The 16,602-nt window shown below is 65.8% G+C and carries 14 protein-coding genes and 2 pseudogenes; 14 read left to right on the top strand and 2 right to left on the bottom strand.

The window, feature by feature from the left end:
- Positions 1-125 precede the first annotated feature (125 nt).
- The 9 genes and pseudogenes from I6F33_RS06445 (at position 126) to I6F33_RS06405 (ending at position 6,997) form a co-directional block, all read left to right on the top strand.
- Positions 126-866, top strand: coding sequence for a FadR/GntR family transcriptional regulator (locus tag I6F33_RS06445; RefSeq protein WP_036000760.1), 741 nt, complete (start codon positions 126-128; stop codon positions 864-866).
- A 51-nt stretch (positions 867-917) separates the two neighbouring features.
- Positions 918-1,820: pseudogene (locus I6F33_RS06440) on the top strand (NAD(P)-dependent oxidoreductase); the annotation flags it as partial.
- A 10-nt stretch (positions 1,821-1,830) separates the two neighbouring features.
- The gene (locus tag I6F33_RS06435) at positions 1,831-2,514 is read left to right on the top strand and encodes an amino acid ABC transporter permease (RefSeq protein WP_036000766.1); all 684 of its coding nucleotides are present in this window, start codon (positions 1,831-1,833) and stop codon (positions 2,512-2,514) included.
- A 7-nt stretch (positions 2,515-2,521) separates the two neighbouring features.
- On the top strand, positions 2,522-3,190 hold the full coding sequence (locus tag I6F33_RS06430; protein ID WP_036034095.1) for an amino acid ABC transporter permease: 669 nt from the start codon (positions 2,522-2,524) through the stop codon (positions 3,188-3,190).
- A 1-nt stretch (position 3,191) separates the two neighbouring features.
- On the top strand, positions 3,192-3,950 hold the full coding sequence (locus I6F33_RS06425; RefSeq protein ID WP_036000768.1) for an amino acid ABC transporter ATP-binding protein: 759 nt from the start codon (positions 3,192-3,194) through the stop codon (positions 3,948-3,950).
- 21 nt (positions 3,951-3,971) lie between these two features.
- Positions 3,972-4,765 (top strand): annotated as a pseudogene (locus I6F33_RS06420) (transporter substrate-binding domain-containing protein).
- 72 nt (positions 4,766-4,837) lie between these two features.
- Complete coding sequence (gene rpiB, locus I6F33_RS06415) at positions 4,838-5,284, top strand: ribose 5-phosphate isomerase B (protein WP_036022692.1); 447 nt, start codon at positions 4,838-4,840, stop codon at positions 5,282-5,284.
- Between the two features lie 12 nt (positions 5,285-5,296).
- Positions 5,297-6,214: a ribokinase gene (locus I6F33_RS06410; protein WP_225141617.1), complete on the top strand. Its 918-nt coding sequence runs from the start codon at positions 5,297-5,299 to the stop codon at positions 6,212-6,214.
- Positions 6,215-6,271: 57 nt separating this feature from the next.
- Positions 6,272-6,997, top strand: coding sequence for a sulfite exporter TauE/SafE family protein (locus I6F33_RS06405; protein WP_036034075.1), 726 nt, complete (start codon positions 6,272-6,274; stop codon positions 6,995-6,997).
- Between the two features lie 12 nt (positions 6,998-7,009).
- Here I6F33_RS06405 and I6F33_RS06400 read toward each other — a convergent pair whose 3' ends face one another.
- Both I6F33_RS06400 and I6F33_RS06395 read right to left on the bottom strand, forming a co-directional pair.
- Complete coding sequence (locus tag I6F33_RS06400; RefSeq protein ID WP_225141615.1) at positions 7,010-9,079, bottom strand: bifunctional diguanylate cyclase/phosphodiesterase; 2,070 nt, start codon at positions 9,077-9,079, stop codon at positions 7,010-7,012.
- Positions 9,079-10,191, bottom strand: a complete 1,113-nt coding sequence (locus tag I6F33_RS06395; protein WP_225142035.1) for an ABC transporter substrate-binding protein — start codon at positions 10,189-10,191, stop codon at positions 9,079-9,081. The genes I6F33_RS06400 and I6F33_RS06395 overlap by 1 nt, the downstream gene beginning before the upstream one ends.
- A gap of 225 nt (positions 10,192-10,416) precedes the next feature.
- Here I6F33_RS06395 and radA point away from each other — a divergent pair, with 225 nt between their 5' ends.
- The 5 genes from radA (at position 10,417) to I6F33_RS06370 (ending at position 16,592) form a co-directional block, all read left to right on the top strand.
- The gene (gene radA / locus I6F33_RS06390) at positions 10,417-11,862 is read left to right on the top strand and encodes a DNA repair protein RadA (RefSeq protein ID WP_036022683.1); all 1,446 of its coding nucleotides are present in this window, start codon (positions 10,417-10,419) and stop codon (positions 11,860-11,862) included.
- A 167-nt stretch (positions 11,863-12,029) separates the two neighbouring features.
- A complete protein-coding gene (locus I6F33_RS06385; RefSeq protein ID WP_036000794.1) occupies positions 12,030-12,659 on the top strand; it encodes a CvpA family protein in 630 nt (209 codons plus the stop codon).
- A 29-nt stretch (positions 12,660-12,688) separates the two neighbouring features.
- Positions 12,689-14,212 (top strand): amidophosphoribosyltransferase, encoded by a 1,524-nt coding sequence (purF, locus tag I6F33_RS06380; RefSeq protein WP_225141613.1) that lies wholly within the window; start codon positions 12,689-12,691, stop codon positions 14,210-14,212.
- 140 nt (positions 14,213-14,352) lie between these two features.
- A complete protein-coding gene (locus tag I6F33_RS06375; RefSeq protein ID WP_225141611.1) occupies positions 14,353-15,093 on the top strand; it encodes an SDR family NAD(P)-dependent oxidoreductase in 741 nt (246 codons plus the stop codon).
- A 281-nt stretch (positions 15,094-15,374) separates the two neighbouring features.
- Positions 15,375-16,592, top strand: coding sequence for an ABC transporter substrate-binding protein (locus I6F33_RS06370; protein WP_050991666.1), 1,218 nt, complete (start codon positions 15,375-15,377; stop codon positions 16,590-16,592).
- Positions 16,593-16,602: the final 10 nt, after the last annotated feature.

Raw genomic sequence — 16,602 nt, 5'->3', positions numbered from 1 at the left:
TGAAGCCTCATCATTGCGGTGCCCCGCGATCGAGTTCGCCCCGCTGATCACTCGGAGGGAAGCCTCTTGACCTCCGCGGCCTGGTAAGCATACTGGTCTGACCACGATCAGACCAAGAGACGGGGATGGAGTTCAAGCGAGCCGCCGACGGCGAAAAGGGGTTCGAGAAGGTGTTTGCCTTCCTGCGCGAGCGCCTGCTTACCGGCTCGCTCAGGCCGGGCGACCGCCTGATTTCGGAGCGCGAGCTCGCCACCCTGCTCGGCGTCAGCCGGCCAATCGTCCGGGAGGCGCTGCGCGCCCTCACCGTCCTCGGGATCGTCGAGATCCGCGACCGCATCGGCACCGTCGTGACGCGGCCAGATGTCTCGGTGCTGAACGACTTCTTCACCTTCGCCCTCGCCCAGCAGGCCGACATGCTCGAGGACGTCATGCAGGCGCGTGTCGCGATCGAATGCCAGGCGATCCGGCTCGCCTGCGAGCGCGCCAACATCGCCGATTTCGAACGGCTGCAGCGCGCGCTGACGAAGATCGGCGAGACCATCGACGAAGCCGATGCCGGCGGCATGGCGGATTTCGACTTCCACCGCGCGATCGTCGTCGCCTCACATTCGGAGACGCTGAGCGTGCTGCACGCCTCCATGGCGGGCCTGTTGACACATTCGCATCGCAGCCGCCGCGAGCTGGTGCAGGCCTTCCCGTCGATGAAGACCTACCTTGTCGACGATCACCGCCGCATCTTCGAAGCCCTCATTGCGCGCGATCCCGAGCGCGCGGATGCGACGCTGCGCAAGCATTTCGCCATCGGCGACGAATACCGCAGACGCGCCGTCGTCGGCGACATCGACAAGACCAGTGCCTCGGGCTGATCGCGCACAGCCCTTCAATCAAGACGCCAATTAAACAAGAAACGGACTGACGACATGGGACGGAACGACAAGGGCAAGGTCGGCTTCATCGGCATCGGCACGATGGGGCGGGAGATGGTGCGCAACCTGCAGGCGGCGGGCCACGCGGTCCGCGTCTTCGATCTGAACGAAGCCGCGCTGGCCGACAGCGTCAAGGAAGGCGCGACGCGTGCCAAAAGCCCTGCCGATGCCGCGCAAGGCACCGATATCGTCATCACCATGCTGCCCGACACGCCGCACGTCGAGGCGACGATCTACGGCGAGCAGGGCCTGCTGAATTCCCCGCCGCCGGGCAAGCTGATCGTCGACATGAGCACGATCTCGCCGGTCGCCGTCCGCCGCATCCATTCGGACCTGCAGAAGACAGGCGTCGGCTTCATCGACGCGCCGGTCTCCGGCGGGCCGGTGGGCGCCAGGAACGCCGCGCTCTCGATCATGGCCGGCGGCGATGCGGACACGTTCGCCAAGGCCGAGCCGTTCTTCCGCGCGATGGGCACGACCATCACCCATGTCGGCGCATCCGGCGCCGGCCAGACCGTCAAGCTCTGCAATCAGCTGATCTGCGGCATCAACATCCAGGCGATCTGCGAGGCGCTCGCGCTCGGCCGCGCTTCGGGCCTCGATCTCAACCTGCTCCGCCGGGTGCTGCTCGGCGGCTCCGCCGCTTCCTGGATGCTGGACAAGCTCGGCCCCGCGATGATCGCCGGCGACGTTTCCGCGGGCTTCCGGATCGATCTGCAGCTCAAAGACCTTCGCCTGGTGCAGGAGCACGCACAGGCCCTGAACGTGCCCCTGCCTGGCACCGCGCTCGTCACCAGCCAATATGTCGACGCGCGCGCCCATGGCGAAGGCAGCAACGGCAACCAAGCGCTGTTCCGCGTCTATGACCGCATGACCAACCAGACCACCGGCTGACCCTGGAACGATGAGCCTCCAACTCGACTTTCCCGCAGTGCTGGAGCGTTGGCCGAGCTTTCTGGCCGGCGCCGTCCTCACGCTTGAGTTGGCATTCTTCGCGACCGTGCTAGGCGCTTTGCTCGGCACGCTCGCGGCGGTCGGACGCGGCACACACAATTCGCTGATTGCAGGTGCCTGCAAAGTCTATGTCGAGACCATCCGCAACACCCCGCTGCTGGTGCAGATCTTCCTGGTCTATTTCGGCCTCGCCAGCCTCGGCCTGAAATACTCCGCCTTCACGGTGGCGGTGGCGGCGCTGACCATCAATGTCGGCGCCTACACCGCTGAGATCATGCGGGCCGGCTTCGAGGCGATCCCGCGCGGGCAGATCGAGGCCGCCGAGGGGCTGGCGCTGTCGCGCTTCCAGATCTACTGGCACATCATCCTGCTGCCGGCGGTCGAGAAGGTCTATCCTGCGCTCACCAGCCAGTTCGTGCTCCTGATGCTGGCCTCCTCGGTCTGCTCGCAGATCTCGGCCGAGGAGCTCACCGCGGTCGCCAACTACATCCAGTCGGACACCTATCGCGCGTTCGAGACCTACATCATCGTCGCCGTGCTCTACGTCATCCTGTCGCTGGTGATGCGTGCCGGCTTCTGGGGCCTCGGCCTCCTCCTGTTTCCGCGCCGGCGCCGGCTCGGCACGCCGTTGTGAGATGACCATGGGCGGACATCTCAACATCAATCACCTGATGTTCCTCGGCCAGGGCGCGCTGTGGACCATTGGTCTGTCGCTGATCGCGCTGATCGGCGGCGGCATCGTCGGCTTCGTGATCGCACTGGCACGCATCTCGCCGCTGAAATCGGTGCGGCTCGCCAGTGCGATCTATGTCCAGTTGATCCAGGGCACGCCGCTGCTCGTCATCCTGTTCCTCGGTTATTTCGGTCTTGCCGCGATCGGCCTGAAGGTCTCGCCGCTGGTCGCGGCCGGTGCCTCGCTGACGCTCTATGTCGCGGCCTATCTCGGCGAGATCTGGCGCGGGTGCATCCAGTCTGTGCCGAAGCCGCAATGGGAGGCCGCCGAGGGCCTGGCGCTGAGCCGGACCCAGCGCATGGTCAAGGTGATCCTGCCGCAGGCGATCCGCATCGCGACGCCGCCGACCGTCGGCTTCATGGTGCAGATCATCAAGAACACCTCGCTCGCGTCCGTGGTCGGCTTCGTCGAGCTGATGCGCTCGGGCCAGATCGTCAACAATTCGCTGTTCGAACCGTTCGCCATCTACGCCATCATCGCCGTCACCTACTTCGCCATGTGCTATCCCCTGTCGCTGTTCAGCCAGAGGCTGGAACGGCGGATGGGACGTGGCAGGTCCAACCTCGCGCCAGCCTGACATGCAGCAAAACGCCCCCTCCTCCGAACCGATCGTGTCGCTCCACAACGTGCAGAAGAGCTTTGGCGCGCTCCGCGTGCTCGACGGCGTCTCCTTTGCCGTTGCACGTGGCGAGGTGCTCGCCCTGATCGGCCGCTCCGGCTCCGGCAAGAGCACGGCGCTGCGCTGCATCGACCGCTTCGAGAAGGTCGACGGCGGCCAGATCGTGGTCTGCGGGCATCGCGTCGACCGTCCCGACGTGAACTTGCGTGCGCTACGCCAGGACGTCGGCATCGTGTTCCAGAGCTACAATCTGTTTCCGCACCTCACCATCGAGCAGAACATCACGCTCGCGCCCTGCGCGGTGAAGGGCATGGCGACGTCACAGGCCAAGGATCTCGCACGAAAAGTTCTGGCGCAGGTCGGGCTGGATGAAAAGCTGCACGCCTATCCCGAGCAGCTCTCGGGCGGCCAGCAGCAGCGCGCCGCAATCGCCCGCTCGCTCGCCATGCAGCCGAAGGTGATGCTGTTCGACGAGGTCACCTCCGCGCTCGATCCCGAACTCACCGGCGAAGTGCTGAAGGTGATCGAACAGCTCGCGGCTGACGGCATGACCATGGTGATGGTTACCCACGAAATGGGCTTCGCCAAGGGCATCGCCGACCGGATCGTGTTCATGCATCGAGGCAAGGTCCACGAGACCGGACCTGCCTCGATCCTGACGTCGCCGACCACGCCCGAACTCACGCAATTCGTGGGGACGGGGAACCTAAAATCATAACAGGGAGAGGAGAACCAAGGGATGACCAACAGAATGGTGCTGGGGACTGCCGCCGCGTTGTGCGGCCTCATCATGATGGCGGCAACGCCCGCGTCGGCCGATCTGCTCGACGACATCATGAAGGCGAAGAAGATCCGCATATCGACCGACCTCGCCATCCCGCCCTCGGGCATGATGGATTCCACCATGAAGCCGACGGGCTCCGATGTCGAAGTGGCGCAGATGCTCGCCAAGGATTGGGGCCTTGAGCTGGAATTCATCCAGACCACCGGTGCGACCCGCATCCCGAACGTCCTGACCGGCAAGGCCGACATCATCATCTCGACCCTGTCGGTGACGGCCGAGCGTGCCAAGGTGATCGACTTCACCAAGCGCTATGCGACGCTGCAATCCGACGTCGGCTGCCTGAAATCGTCGACCGTGAAGGACTGGCCGGACCTGAAGGACAAGTCGATCGGCGTCTCGCGCGGCACCACGCAGGACACAACCTTGTCCAACAGAAGGACAAGGACCTCAAGATCGCACGCTATGACGACGATGCCACCATGGTGACGGCGGCGGTGTCGGGCCAGGTCGACTGCGTCGGCTCGTCCGCGACAATCATCAACCAGATCGGCGTGAAGAATCCCTCGCGCGTGTTCGAGTCCCGGATTCCGCTGGCGACCTTCGACCTCGCGATCGGCCTGAAGAAGGGTGAGCAGCCGCTGATGGACAAGCTCAACGCCTGGATCACCGACAACGTCAAGAACGGCAAGCTCAACGCCATCTACAAGAAATTCCACGGCGTCGATCTGCCGGCGGACATGCGCAGCTGAACCACGGGGAAAGACATCGTGACAGCCGCGCGCGGCTGTCACGATCAATGCAAAGATCAAGAAGGACAAAGAATGCGTCTCGTCATCGGATCCGACCACGCCGGCTGGCCGCTCAAACAGACCGTCATCGACCACATCCGCAAGCTCGGCCACGAGGTCATCGACGTCGGCTCCTATGACGACAAGCCGGTGGATTTCCCCGACATCGCCCGCGCCGTGGCGGCGAAGGTGACGTCGGGCGAAGCCGCGCGCGGCATCATGGTGTGCGGCACCGGCGTTGGCGCCTCGATCGCCGCCAACAAGATGAAGGGCATCCGCGCCGCGGTCTGCCACGACGTCCACTCCGCGCATCAGAGCGTCGAGCATGACGACGTCAACGTCATGTGCATCGGCGCGCAGATCGTCGGCGCCTGGCTCGCTGTCGATCTCGTGTCGTCGTACCTGTCCGCCGAATTCTCCACCGACGAGGATTTCCGTCGCCGCGTCGAGAAGCTGCGCGTCATGGACGAGGAAGGCTGAGGGCTCTCCGCCATGATCCTGGTGTTCGGATCGCTAAACATCGATCTGGTCGCGCAGGTCCCGGTGATTCCAGGTCCCGGCCGAACGGTGCTGGCGCCGTCCTACCGGACGCATTTCGGCGGCAAGGGTGCCAATCAGGCCGTTGCCGCCGCGCGGATCGCCGGGCCTGGACGCGTGAGCATGGCTGGCCGCGTCGGCCGGGACGGATTTGGCGACAGCGCGATCGAGATCCTCAGAGCCAACGGCGTCGACGCCGACCGCGTCATCAGAGCCGACGAGCCGACCGGCTGCGCTTTCATCACCGTCGATCAGGCCGGCGAGAACGCAATCACGGTGGCGAGCGGCGCCAACATGACGGCGCGTGCCGGCGATCTTGCGAGCGAGCTGTTCAATTTGGACACCGTGCTAGTGCTTCAGATGGAGGTGCCCTTTGCGCACGCGCTGGAAGCTGCCCGAAGAACCGCCGCGGCCTCCGGCACCGTCATCTGGAACCTTGCACCCGTTCCGGAGCAGATGACGCGTGAGATGGTCACCGAGCTTCTCGCCGTCACCGACTATCTCCTCGTCAATGAGCACGAGGCGCGCGACGCCGCCACCGCCATCGGCCTGGCGTCCGCCGACTACGAAGCCGCAAGCGCCGGACTCGCGAAGTCCGGCAACCTCACCTGCATTGTCACCGCCGGCGCACAAGGCGCGCTCGCCGTGACGGCGGAAGGCACCCGCCTGCGGGCGCCCGCCCAGCGCATCACGCCGGTGGACACGACCGGCGCCGGCGACACCTTCGTCGGCGCCTTTGCGGCGATGATCAGCGAAGGCGTGTCGCTGCAACGCGCGCTCGAAGTGAGTTGCGAAGCGGCGGCTTTGAAATGCCTCAAGGCCGGCGCCCAGACCGGCATGCCCATGCGCAGCGCGATGGGCTCCCTCGCGTAGGACTGATCGCCCGCATCGCTGCCCGCGGCTAAACTCTCCCGATTCCTGGAGGCTGTTTTGGCCTTTCTCTTCGTCCTCAGCGTCGGCCTCGTCGCCGGCACCATCTCCGGCATCGTCGGCACCGGCTCGTCGATCATGCTGATGCCGGTGCTGGTCTATGCCTATGGGCCGAAGGAGGCCGTGCCGATCATGGCGGTGGCCTCCGTCATGGCGAATTTTTCGCGGATCCTGGCCTGGTGGCGCGAGGTCGATTGGCGGGCCTGCGCGGCCTATTCGGTCACGGGCATCCCGGCGGCGGCGCTCGGCGCGCGGACGCTGCTGGCACTGCCCTCGCATGCCGTCGATCTCACCATCGGCCTCTTCCTGATCGCGATGGTGCCGGTGCGGCACTTTCTGGCGCGGCACGAGCTCAAGGCCAATCTCTGGCATCTCGCCATCGGCGGCGCGCTGATCGGCTATCTCACCGGCATCGTGGTCTCGACCGGGCCGCTCAGCGTGCCGTTGTTCCTGTTCTATGGCCTGTCCAAGGGCGCGTTCCTCGCCACCGAAGCGGCCTCCTCGCTGGGGCTCTATTTCGCGAAGTCGGTGACTTTCGAGCGTTTCGGCGCCCTGACCGGGGAGGTCTTCATCAAGGGTCTGATCGCGGGCGCCTCACTGATGTCGGGCGCCTTCATCGCCAAACGCTTCGTGCTGCATCTGAGGCCGGAAACCTTCCGCCTGCTGATGGACGCGATCATGATCGCAGCGGGGCTCTCGATGCTCTGGACCGCAACGCAGCCGTGACCCAGCCGCTACTCAGACGGCGAATTCGGGGGTGATCGATGGGCCGTCAGAGACGACGCGGCTCGCCACGGCCGGCGGCCCGTCGAGCCATTGCAGCACGGCCTCGAGTGGCTGCGGCCGCTGATAGAGGAACCCCTGCCCGAGCCGCACTCCGATCTCGCGCATGGCCTCCGCCTGCTCGGCGCGCTCGATGCCTTCGGCGACCAATGTCAGTCCCAGCGTGGCGGCGAGCGAGGCGATGACGCCGACAATGGCCTTGTCCTCGGCGCTGTCGGGGATCTCGCTGATGAACGCCTTGTCGATCTTCACCTTGTCGAGCGGAAACCGGCGCAGATGGGCGAGCGAAGAGTAGCCCGTGCCGAAATCGTCGAGCGCGATCGTGGCTCCCAGGCGCCGCAGGCGATGCAGCGTTTCGGAGGCGCTGGCGATGTTGTTGATCAGCGACCCTTCCGTGATCTCGAGCTCGAGCATCGATGCCGCGACACCGAAGCGCGCACAGGTCGCGCGTAGCTCGGCGGCGAGCGAGTGGTCGGCAAGCTCGGACGGCGGCAGATTGATCGCGATCCGCAGCTGCGGCCTGCCCGCAGCGGCCAATTGCTGCAAGGCCCGGCAGGCATCGGTCAGCACGTAGCGGGTCAGCCGCGCATTGTTCCCGCTGCGCTCGATCAGCGGCAGGAATTCGCCGGGGCCGATCACGCCGTGCTCGGGATGGCGCCAGCGGATCAGCGCTTCCAGACCGACGACCTCATGGCTGTCGAGATCGACCTGGCTCTGGTACCAGACCTCGAACTGGCCCTCGGCGAAGCCGGTGGGAATTGCGAGCTCGAGATCCCTGCGGCGGCGATAGTCGCGCTGAAGCGCTTCGTCCAGCACGGCGACCGTGCCGGGCGCCTTGCTCTTGGCGTGGTAGAGCGCGATGTCGGCGAGCGTCGGCAGATGCGACAGTTCCGGATCGTCGGCGTGGCGCACGGCAAGGCCGATGCTGGCGCGCGGCACCACCTGCTTGTCATGGAGGCGGATCGGCTCGGAAATGGCATCGAGCACGCGTTGAGCGAATGCGTGCGCGGCCTGCTCGTCGCTCACCTCGGGGCGAATGACGACGAACTCGTCGCCGCCGAGCCGGGCGACCCAGTCCTCGGCTTCGACCGCGCGACGAAGGCGCTGCGAAATCTGGACCAGGAACGCATCGCCGGCCTCGTGACCGAAGGTGTCGTTGATGCCCTTGAAGTCGTCGAGATCGATGAAGCAGAACGCGACCAGCGTATCCGGCGCGCCTCCATTCTGGCTCGTCACGGCGAGGCGCTCGGTCAGGGAGCGCCGGTTCGGCAGCCCGGTGAGCGGATCGTGCGTCGCCATGTGCCCGAGCCGGTCCAGCGCGCCGGACGTCGTGTGCTGCATGGCGTTGAAAGCGCGCGCGAGCTGCCCGAATTCGTTCGAGGACGTGACATCGGCCGGATAAGCCCGGCCGTCCTGCTTGCTGCGCTGGATCGCCGACATCATGGCCGCGAGCGGCCGGCCGATGAAGATGTTGGCGGAGATGCGCATGGCGATCAGGGTCGCGAACGTTGCCAGCAGCCCGACGACGAGCAGCAGCAGCAGGCGGCTGCCCGCATCCGCGTACAGCGTCGCACGCGAATAGGCGATGGCGATGCGGCCGGCCTGAACGGCCATATTGCCGTTGCTGTAGTGTATCGGGTGCGAGACTTCGGCGACCGACTGGCCTTGGGGGCGCGCGACCACGCGGGCGATCGCAGCGCCGGTATCGTCATAGACGGCCGCCGCCGCAATGGTCTCGTCGTGCATGATCTCGTTGAGCACGCCCGTGACCTGGTCGTAGCGCATCTTCCAGAGCGGCTCGGCGATCAGCTCGGCCCGGCTCTCGGCGACGCGGGCCATGCGGGCGTCGAGTTGCCTGAGCTGCGACCAGAAGCTCGATGCCTCGACGCCGGCGGAGGCGAGCAATTGCACCAGCAGCAGAACGGGCACGGTGGCCCAGATCATCGCGTCGACGACCGAGCGCAAGCGCGGCGGCGCTGCCTGCTCGTTGCGATCCGGCTCGGTCATCGCCTCATCCTTGCGCATCAGTCGGCAACGCCTTCGGCGACCGGCAGCGACGAAATGAGCGCATCGAGGGAAAAGTCATATTGGCCGCAGCGCCCGGCCCTCGCCCGGAACCGCGCGAAGTCGATCCGGTCGAACGCACGGGTCTTGATGAGGTCGGCGACCGAAGCGAGATTGTCGCGCGTGATCGCCGACGTCTTGACCTCGACGCGGGGCGAGACGGCTGCAAAATCGCAGCCATCGGCATAATCGCGCAGGAGAACGACGGACCAGCCGCCGAGCAGGAAATGCCCGCCATCGGTCAGGAGCATGCGGCCCGCCTTGATCTCGCGCAGCGCATCCTCCGACCAGTTGAGGCCGACCACCTGGATGTTCTCGCCGGGCACGAGGCCGGCGGCGATCGCCGCGCGCAGCGCGCCGAGCGCCATCGGATCGTTTCCGGCCCAGATCCCGGCGGGCCGGATCTGCTTGCGCGCGGCCCAGCTCAGGTAGTTTGCCGTGACCCGCTCGGCCTCGGACTTCGTCCAGTTGGCGAACAGCATGCGGTCCACCACGACGTCGGACGCAGCATCCACCGCGAGCGTGAGGCCGGCGTTACGGGCGATCGAGGCAGGCGTGGTCTCGTCGCCACCGATGCCGAGAATGTGGATCTTGCCGTCCGCGCTCTGCCATTTCTCGGCGCGCGCCGCCGTGATCAGCGCATTGGCCATCCGCGCGCCCGCGGTCTGAAGATCGGTCGTGATGTCGCCGAGCCAGGTCTTGAGCTTTTGCCTCGGCGGTCCAAGGCGCACCGCGTCCTCGCCGATCAGCGTGTTCGAAAGCAGCAGCGTCTTGACGCCCGCGGCTTCGGCCGCCTCGAGGATGGGAACGGCGGCAGATTCCTCATTCGACAGGATGAGGAAGTCGGGCTTGTCGGGACGGGCCACCACGCCGAAGCCGAGCTCCTGCATGGTGCGGTGGTTCCGCTCGCTGGTCAGCACCTCGACATGCGCGTCGAGCTTGCGGCCGGCGGCCTGCATGGTCTGCGCGACCATGTCCCAATAGACCTCGCCGGACTTGCCGGGATTGACGAAGACGATGTTGAGCGGCTTGGCGATGCTACCGCCAACGGACCCGAAGACGCCGCAGGCCATGCCCGCCGCGAGCAATATTCGCAGGAATCTCGTCAATTTCGCCGCCCCCATTGGTTCCGAGATTGGACCCACGTCCGCTAAGAATTGGCAAAATCGCACCGGGACAGCGGCGCAGGGCTAACGAAAGGTATATCTCCCGTGCCGAATTGAGATATTCGAAGCGCCGGCGATCGGCCTGCCAATCCGTGCTATCAGCACATCTGAAACCCGCGACTCGCGCTCCCCATGGCCAAATCCACACTGTCCTTCGTCTGCCAGAACTGCGGCGCGGCCTATAACCGCTGGCAGGGCAAGTGCGAGTCCTGCGGCGAGTGGAATACGCTGGCGGAAGAAGACACCAGCGGCAGCGTGCCGGTGTCGATCCGCTCCAAGCGCAAGGGAAGAACCTTCGCGCTGGAGAGTCTCGCCGGAAAGAGCCCGGATGCGCCGCGCCTGTCCTCGGGGATGACCGAGCTCGACCGCGTTACCGGCGGCGGCTTCGTGCGCGGCTCGGTGCTGCTGGTCGGCGGCGATCCCGGAATCGGCAAGTCGACGCTGCTGACGCAGGCGACCAGCCTGCTCGCGCGCGCCGGCCACCGCGTCGTCTACATCTCCGGCGAAGAGGCGGTCGCCCAGGTGCGCCTGCGCGCCGAGCGCCTCGGGCTGTCGGACGCGCCGGTGCAGCTCGCGGCCGAGACCTCGGTCGAGGACATCGTCTCGACGCTGTCGGAGGGCGCGGTGCCCCGGCTGATCGTGATCGACTCGATCCAGACCATGTGGACCGACACGGTGGAATCGGCGCCTGGCACGGTGACGCAGGTGCGCGCCTCGGCGCAGGCGCTGATCCGCTTCGCCAAAAAGACCGGGGCCGCCATCATCCTGGTCGGTCACGTCACCAAGGACGGCCAGATCGCCGGCCCCCGCGTGGTCGAGCACATGGTCGATGCGGTGATGTCATTCGAGGGCGAAGGCTCGCAGCAATTCCGCATCCTGCGCGCGGTGAAGAACCGCTTCGGGCCGACCGACGAGATCGGCGTGTTCGAGATGACGGGCCTCGGCCTGCGCGAGGTCACCAACCCCTCCGAGCTGTTCCTGTCGGAGCGCGATCTCGGCACGCCCGGCACCGCGGTCTTTGCCGGCATCGAGGGCACGAGGCCCGTGCTGGTCGAATTGCAGGCACTGGTGGCCCCGACCTCGCTCGGCACCCCGCGCCGGGCCGTGGTCGGCTGGGATCCGAGCCGGCTCTCAATGGTGCTGGCGGTGCTGGAGGCCCATTGCGGGGTCAAGCTGTCCGGCCACGACGTCTATCTGAACGTTGCCGGCGGCCTTCGCATCCACGAGCCCGCGGCCGACCTCGCCGCCGCCGCGGCCCTGGTGTCGTCGCTGGTTAATGCGCAGTTACCCACCGATGCCGTCTATTTCGGCGAAATCTCGCTGTCGGGCGTGGTGCGCCCGGTGGCGCAGACCCCGGCCCGGCTCAAGGAAGCGGCAAAGCTCGGCTTCCAGCGCGCCGTGCTGCCCGAATCGGCACGGGGCGATGCGGGCGGCGATGCCGGACTGTCCCTGAACGCGGTGAACAGCCTGACGACATTGGTGGCCGAGATCGCAGCGCGGGGCTCCCGCCGGGGCGAATCCGGTGCACAGCCAGAGAAAAATGCCACACCGGCCAGATTCCGCCGCGGAGAGGGTTAGGTGGAGGTGACGCCGGAGGCCTCCGCCGCTATACAGCCGTCACAAAAGCAGCATGGGATTGCGTGGTTGCGGCCTTGCCGGGAACGCCGTCTGCCCTTCTTTTAGGGCAGCGGCCAAGCACCGATTCGCTAGAGCACCTTTGAAGTACGAGCGGACCAGACCAGCCGATGCCAGTAACCATCCTCGACCTGATCCTGCTCGGTGTGATGCTGATCTCGGGCCTGCTCGCGATGGTTCGCGGCTTCATGCGCGAAATCCTGTCGATCGCGGCCTGGGGTGCCGCGGCGATCGTGACGCTGTATTCGTTCTCGAAGCTGCTGCCGACCGCCAAGACCTATTTCAACAACGACACGGTGGCGAGCGTCGTCGTGGTGGCCGGCGTGTTCATCGGCACCCTGGTCGTGGTCTCCGTCATCACGGTCCGGATCTCCGACATGATCCTGGATTCGCGGATCGGCGCGCTGGATCGGACCCTCGGCTTCCTGTTTGGGCTGGCTCGCGGGCTTTTGATCGTCGTGGTCGCGTTCCTGTTCTTCACCTGGCTGGTGCCGGACAAGCAGCGCCCCGACTGGGTCAGCGGGGCCAAGTCCCGCGTCGTGCTGCAGGGAACCGGCGATTGGCTGATGGCCCTCTTGCCTGACGACCCCGAGAACACCATCTTGAAGAGATTCAAGAAAAACAAACCAGATGATGATCAAGCTGAATCCGAGCAGCAGCCTTCGGGCAGTGGCGACGGGTACAGTAAGTCGGCTCGTGACGGCATGAAAAAGCTGATCGAGAAACCTGCGGCGCGTTGATTGGGCCCCAAAAGAGAGGCGAGAACGAGATGCGACACCCTGACCAGGACGCCCTGCTTGATCTCGATCCAAACGCCGGTCCAGGCCCGGCGGCGCTTGAGCTTCAGGACGATCTGGAAGGCGATACGCTGCGCGAGGAATGCGGCGTCTTCGGCATCTACGGCCACCCTGATGCGGCCGCCATCACCGCGCTCGGCCTTCACGCGCTCCAGCACCGCGGCCAGGAGGCCGCCGGCATCGTCTCCTACGACGGCAGCCGCTTCCACTCCGAACGCCGCCTCGGCCTTGTCGGCGACACCTTCTCCCGCCGCGAGGTGATCGACCGCCTGCCCGGCAATGTCGCGGTCGGCCATGTCCGCTACGCCACGACCGGCGCGACCATCCTGCGCAACGTGCAGCCGCTGTTCGCCGAGCTCAATGCCGGCGGTCTCGCGGTCGCTCACAACGGCAACCTCTCCAACGGCCTGACGTTGCGCCGCGAGCTCGTCAAGAACGGCGCGATGATGCAATCGACCTCCGACACCGAGGTGATCCTGCACCTGGTGGCGCGCTCCAAGCGCGTCCGCTTCATCGAGCGCTACATCGACGCGCTGCGCGAGATCGAGGGCGCCTATGCGCTGGTTTCGCTGACCAACAAGAAGCTGGTCGGCGCCCGCGATCCGCGCGGCATCCGCCCGCTGGTGCTCGGCGAGCTCGACGGCTGCCCGATCCTGACTTCCGAGACCTGTGCGCTCGACATCATCGGCGCGCGCTTCGTGCGCGACATCGAGCCCGGCGAAGTCATCGTGTTCGACGAGAACGGCCAGGACATCCACAAGCCGTTCCCGCCGATGGCGCCGCGCCCCTGCATCTTCGAATACATCTACTTCTCGCGGCCGGATTCCATCGTGCACGGCCGCTCGGTCTACGAGGTGCGCAAGAATTTCGGCGCGCAGCTCGCGCGCGAGAGCCACGTTCCGGTCGACGTCGTGGTGCCGGTGCCGGATTCCGGCGTGCCGGCCGCGGTCGGCTACAGCCAGCATTCCGGCGTGCCGTTCGAGCTCGGCATCATCCGTAACCATTATGTCGGCCGCACCTTCATCCAGCCGACGCAGGCGATCCGCGAATCCGGCGTGCGCATGAAGCATTCGGCCAACCGCGCCGCGATCGAAGGCAAGCGCATCATCCTGATCGACGACTCGCTGGTGCGCGGCACCACCTCGAAGAAGATCGTGCGCATGATGCGCGATGCCGGTGCCAAGGAGGTGCATTTCCGCCTCGCTTCGCCACCGATCCTTTACCCTGACTATTACGGCATCGACTTGCCCGATCGCGGCGGCCTGCTGGCTGCGACGCATTCGCTGGAGGAGATGCGCGAGCTCATCGGCGCCGACTCGCTCGCCTTCCTGTCGATCGACGGCATGTACCGCGCCATGGGCGAGCCCGGCCGCGATCCCGCCAATCCGAAGTTTGCCGATCACTGCTTCACCGGCGTCTATCCGACCCGCCTCACCGACCAGACCCAGACCGAGCCGCAGCCGCGGCAATTGTCGCTGCTGGCGGAGGCGAGCTGACCAAGGATCGTCCCCGGGGGGCTCATCGGAGACTTCTTTTCGTCATGGCCGGGCTTGTCCCGGCCATCTTCGTCTGTAATACCCACCGCAAAGAACGTGGATGCCCGGGACGAGCCCGGGCATGACGGAAGTATTCGACGATGACCAAACCTCTCGCCAACCGCATCGCTCTCCTCACCGGCGCGTCGCGCGGCATCGGTTTCGCCACGGCAATCGCACTGGCGAAAGCCGGCGCGCATATTGTGGCCACCGCGCGCACGCAAGGAGGGCTGGAAGAGCTCGACGACGAGATCCGCAAAGACGGCGGCAGCGCCACCCTGGTGCCGCTCAACCTCACCGATTCCGACGGCATCGCGCGTCTCGGCGCCGGCCTGCACGAGCGCTACGGCAAGCTCGACATCCTCGTCGGCAATGCCGGCGTGCTCGGCCCCTCCTCGCCGATCGGCCATATCGAGCTGAAGACCTTCAACGACGTGATCGCGGTGAACGTCTCCGCGAACTTCCAGCTGATCCGCTGCATGGAACCGCTGCTCAGGCAATCCGATGCCGGCCGCGCCGTGTTCATCACCTCGGGTGCCGCCAACAAGGCCACCGCTTACGTCAGCCCCTACGCGGCCTCCAAGGCCGCACTGGAGACGCTGGCACGTGCCTGGGCGCAGGAAACCGCAAACACGAAGCTGCGCGTCAACCTGTTCAATCCGGGCCCGGTGCGCACCCGCATGCGGGCCACCCTGATGCCCGGCGAGGATCCGGCGACGCTCGACACGCCCGAGCAGGTCGCAGAATTCATCGTGCCGCTGTGCGCGCCCGATTGGACCGAGACCGGCAAATTCTACGATTACAAGACCCGCACCCTGATGAGCTTCCGCGCGCCGGCCTGATTGCCCTCCGACGCCTTGGACGTCATGCCGGCGGTAATGTCCGTACCGCCGAGTTCGATACCGGAAAGCACATTTAGAATTTCAAGCCGACATCGAACGCGCTGAAATAGCGTCTCAACGCATTTTGCCCAAAAGTTAACCGATGGATGACGCTACGACGCAGCGTCATCCGGCTTTAGGTGCATTGCCGTCGGCCAGGGGACACGGTAGAGCGTCAATTGGAATAAGGCTCCCGAAGAGAGCCGTCCGCATATTTGACAATGGAGGAAGCCTTTATGACGATGCCCGCACGCCGCGCCGCGGCTCTTCTGGCCTGTGCCGCTTTCGGCTTTGCCACATCCGCCTTCGCGCAAGACAAGACCATCAAGATCGGCGTGCTCAACGACATGTCGAGCCTCTATGCCGACATCGGCGGCCCGAACTCGGTGGCGGCAGTGAAGATGGCGGTCGAGGATTCCGGCCTGAAGGCCAAGGGCTGGACCATCGAGGTGCTCTCCGGCGATCACCAGAACAAGCCCGACATCGGCGTCAACATCGCCCGGCAATGGATCGACGCCGACAAGGTCGACGCCATCGCCGACACGCCGAGCTCCGGCGTCGCGCTCGCGGTGAGCAACCTCGTCAAGGAAAAGAATGCGGTGCTGCTCAATTCGGGTGCGGCCACCGCCGACCTCACCGGCAAGGCCTGCACGCCCAACACCGTGTCCTTCACCTACGACACCTACATGCTCGCCAACGGCACCGGCAAGGCGCTGACCAAGGCGGGCGGCGACAGCTGGTTCTTCCTAACCGCGGATTATGCCTTCGGCCATGCGCTGGAGCGTGATACCGGCGCGGTCGTCACGGCGACCGGCGGCAAGGTGCTCGGCGGCGTCAAGCACCCGCTGAACACGGCGGACTTCTCCTCGTTCCTGCTCCAGGCGCAGTCCTCCAAGGCCAAGATCATCGGCCTTGCCAATGCGGGCGGCGACACCACCAACGCGATCAAGCAGGCCGCCGAGTTCGGCATCGTCCAGGGCGGCCAGAAGCTCGCCGCGCTGCTGCTGTTCATCAACGACGTGCACTCGCTCGGCCTGAAGACCGCGCAGGGCCTGACCTTCACCGAGTCGTTCTACTGGGACCTCAACGACCAGACCCGCGAATGGTCGAAGCGTTTCCAGAAGGTCTCGCCCAAGGGCTCGATGCCCTCGATGACGGTTGCGGGCCTCTACGCCGAGATCCTGCATTACCTGAAGGCGATGGAAGCGCTCGGCAGCAATCCGCGTGACGGCGCCAAGGTCGTCGCCAAGATGAAGGAGCTACCGACCGACGATCCGCTGTTCGGCAAGGGCCCGCTGCGCCAGGACGGCCGCCGCCTCATCCCCGCCTATCTGTTCGAGGTGAAGAAGCCCGAGGAGTCGAAGGGGCCGTGGGACTATTACAAGCTGGTCGCCACCATCGCGCCGGAAGATGCGGCCAAGCCGCTCAAGGACAGCGACTGCCCGCTGGTGAAGAAGTAGGATCGTAGGG

The sequence above is a fragment of the Bradyrhizobium sp. BRP20 genome (assembly GCF_020194215.1).
Taxonomy (GTDB): domain Bacteria; phylum Pseudomonadota; class Alphaproteobacteria; order Rhizobiales; family Xanthobacteraceae; genus Bradyrhizobium; species Bradyrhizobium yuanmingense.
Note: the sequence above shows the minus strand (reverse complement) of the source record. Positions and strands in the feature narration are given on the sequence as shown.

What these genes read in the sequence shown, in the direction of transcription:
- I6F33_RS06445 (WP_036000760.1), top strand. Translation starts at nt 126, where the DNA reads ATGGAGTTCAAGCGAGCCGCCGACGGCGAAAAGGGGTTCGAGAAGGTG.
- I6F33_RS06435 (WP_036000766.1), top strand. Translation starts at nt 1,831, where the DNA reads ATGAGCCTCCAACTCGACTTTCCCGCAGTGCTGGAGCGTTGGCCGAGC.
- I6F33_RS06430 (WP_036034095.1), top strand. Translation starts at nt 2,522, where the DNA reads ATGGGCGGACATCTCAACATCAATCACCTGATGTTCCTCGGCCAGGGC.
- I6F33_RS06425 (WP_036000768.1), top strand. Translation starts at nt 3,192, where the DNA reads ATGCAGCAAAACGCCCCCTCCTCCGAACCGATCGTGTCGCTCCACAAC.
- rpiB (WP_036022692.1), top strand. Translation starts at nt 4,838, where the DNA reads ATGCGTCTCGTCATCGGATCCGACCACGCCGGCTGGCCGCTCAAACAG.
- I6F33_RS06410 (WP_225141617.1), top strand. Translation starts at nt 5,297, where the DNA reads ATGATCCTGGTGTTCGGATCGCTAAACATCGATCTGGTCGCGCAGGTC.
- I6F33_RS06400 (WP_225141615.1), bottom strand. Translation starts at nt 9,079, where the DNA reads ATGCGCAAGGATGAGGCGATGACCGAGCCGGATCGCAACGAGCAGGCA.
- I6F33_RS06395 (WP_225142035.1), bottom strand. Translation starts at nt 10,191, where the DNA reads ATGGCCTGCGGCGTCTTCGGGTCCGTTGGCGGTAGCATCGCCAAGCCG.
- radA (WP_036022683.1), top strand. Translation starts at nt 10,417, where the DNA reads ATGGCCAAATCCACACTGTCCTTCGTCTGCCAGAACTGCGGCGCGGCC.
- I6F33_RS06385 (WP_036000794.1), top strand. Translation starts at nt 12,030, where the DNA reads ATGCCAGTAACCATCCTCGACCTGATCCTGCTCGGTGTGATGCTGATC.
- purF (WP_225141613.1), top strand. Translation starts at nt 12,689, where the DNA reads ATGCGACACCCTGACCAGGACGCCCTGCTTGATCTCGATCCAAACGCC.
- I6F33_RS06375 (WP_225141611.1), top strand. Translation starts at nt 14,353, where the DNA reads ATGACCAAACCTCTCGCCAACCGCATCGCTCTCCTCACCGGCGCGTCG.
- I6F33_RS06370 (WP_050991666.1), top strand. Translation starts at nt 15,375, where the DNA reads ATGCCCGCACGCCGCGCCGCGGCTCTTCTGGCCTGTGCCGCTTTCGGC.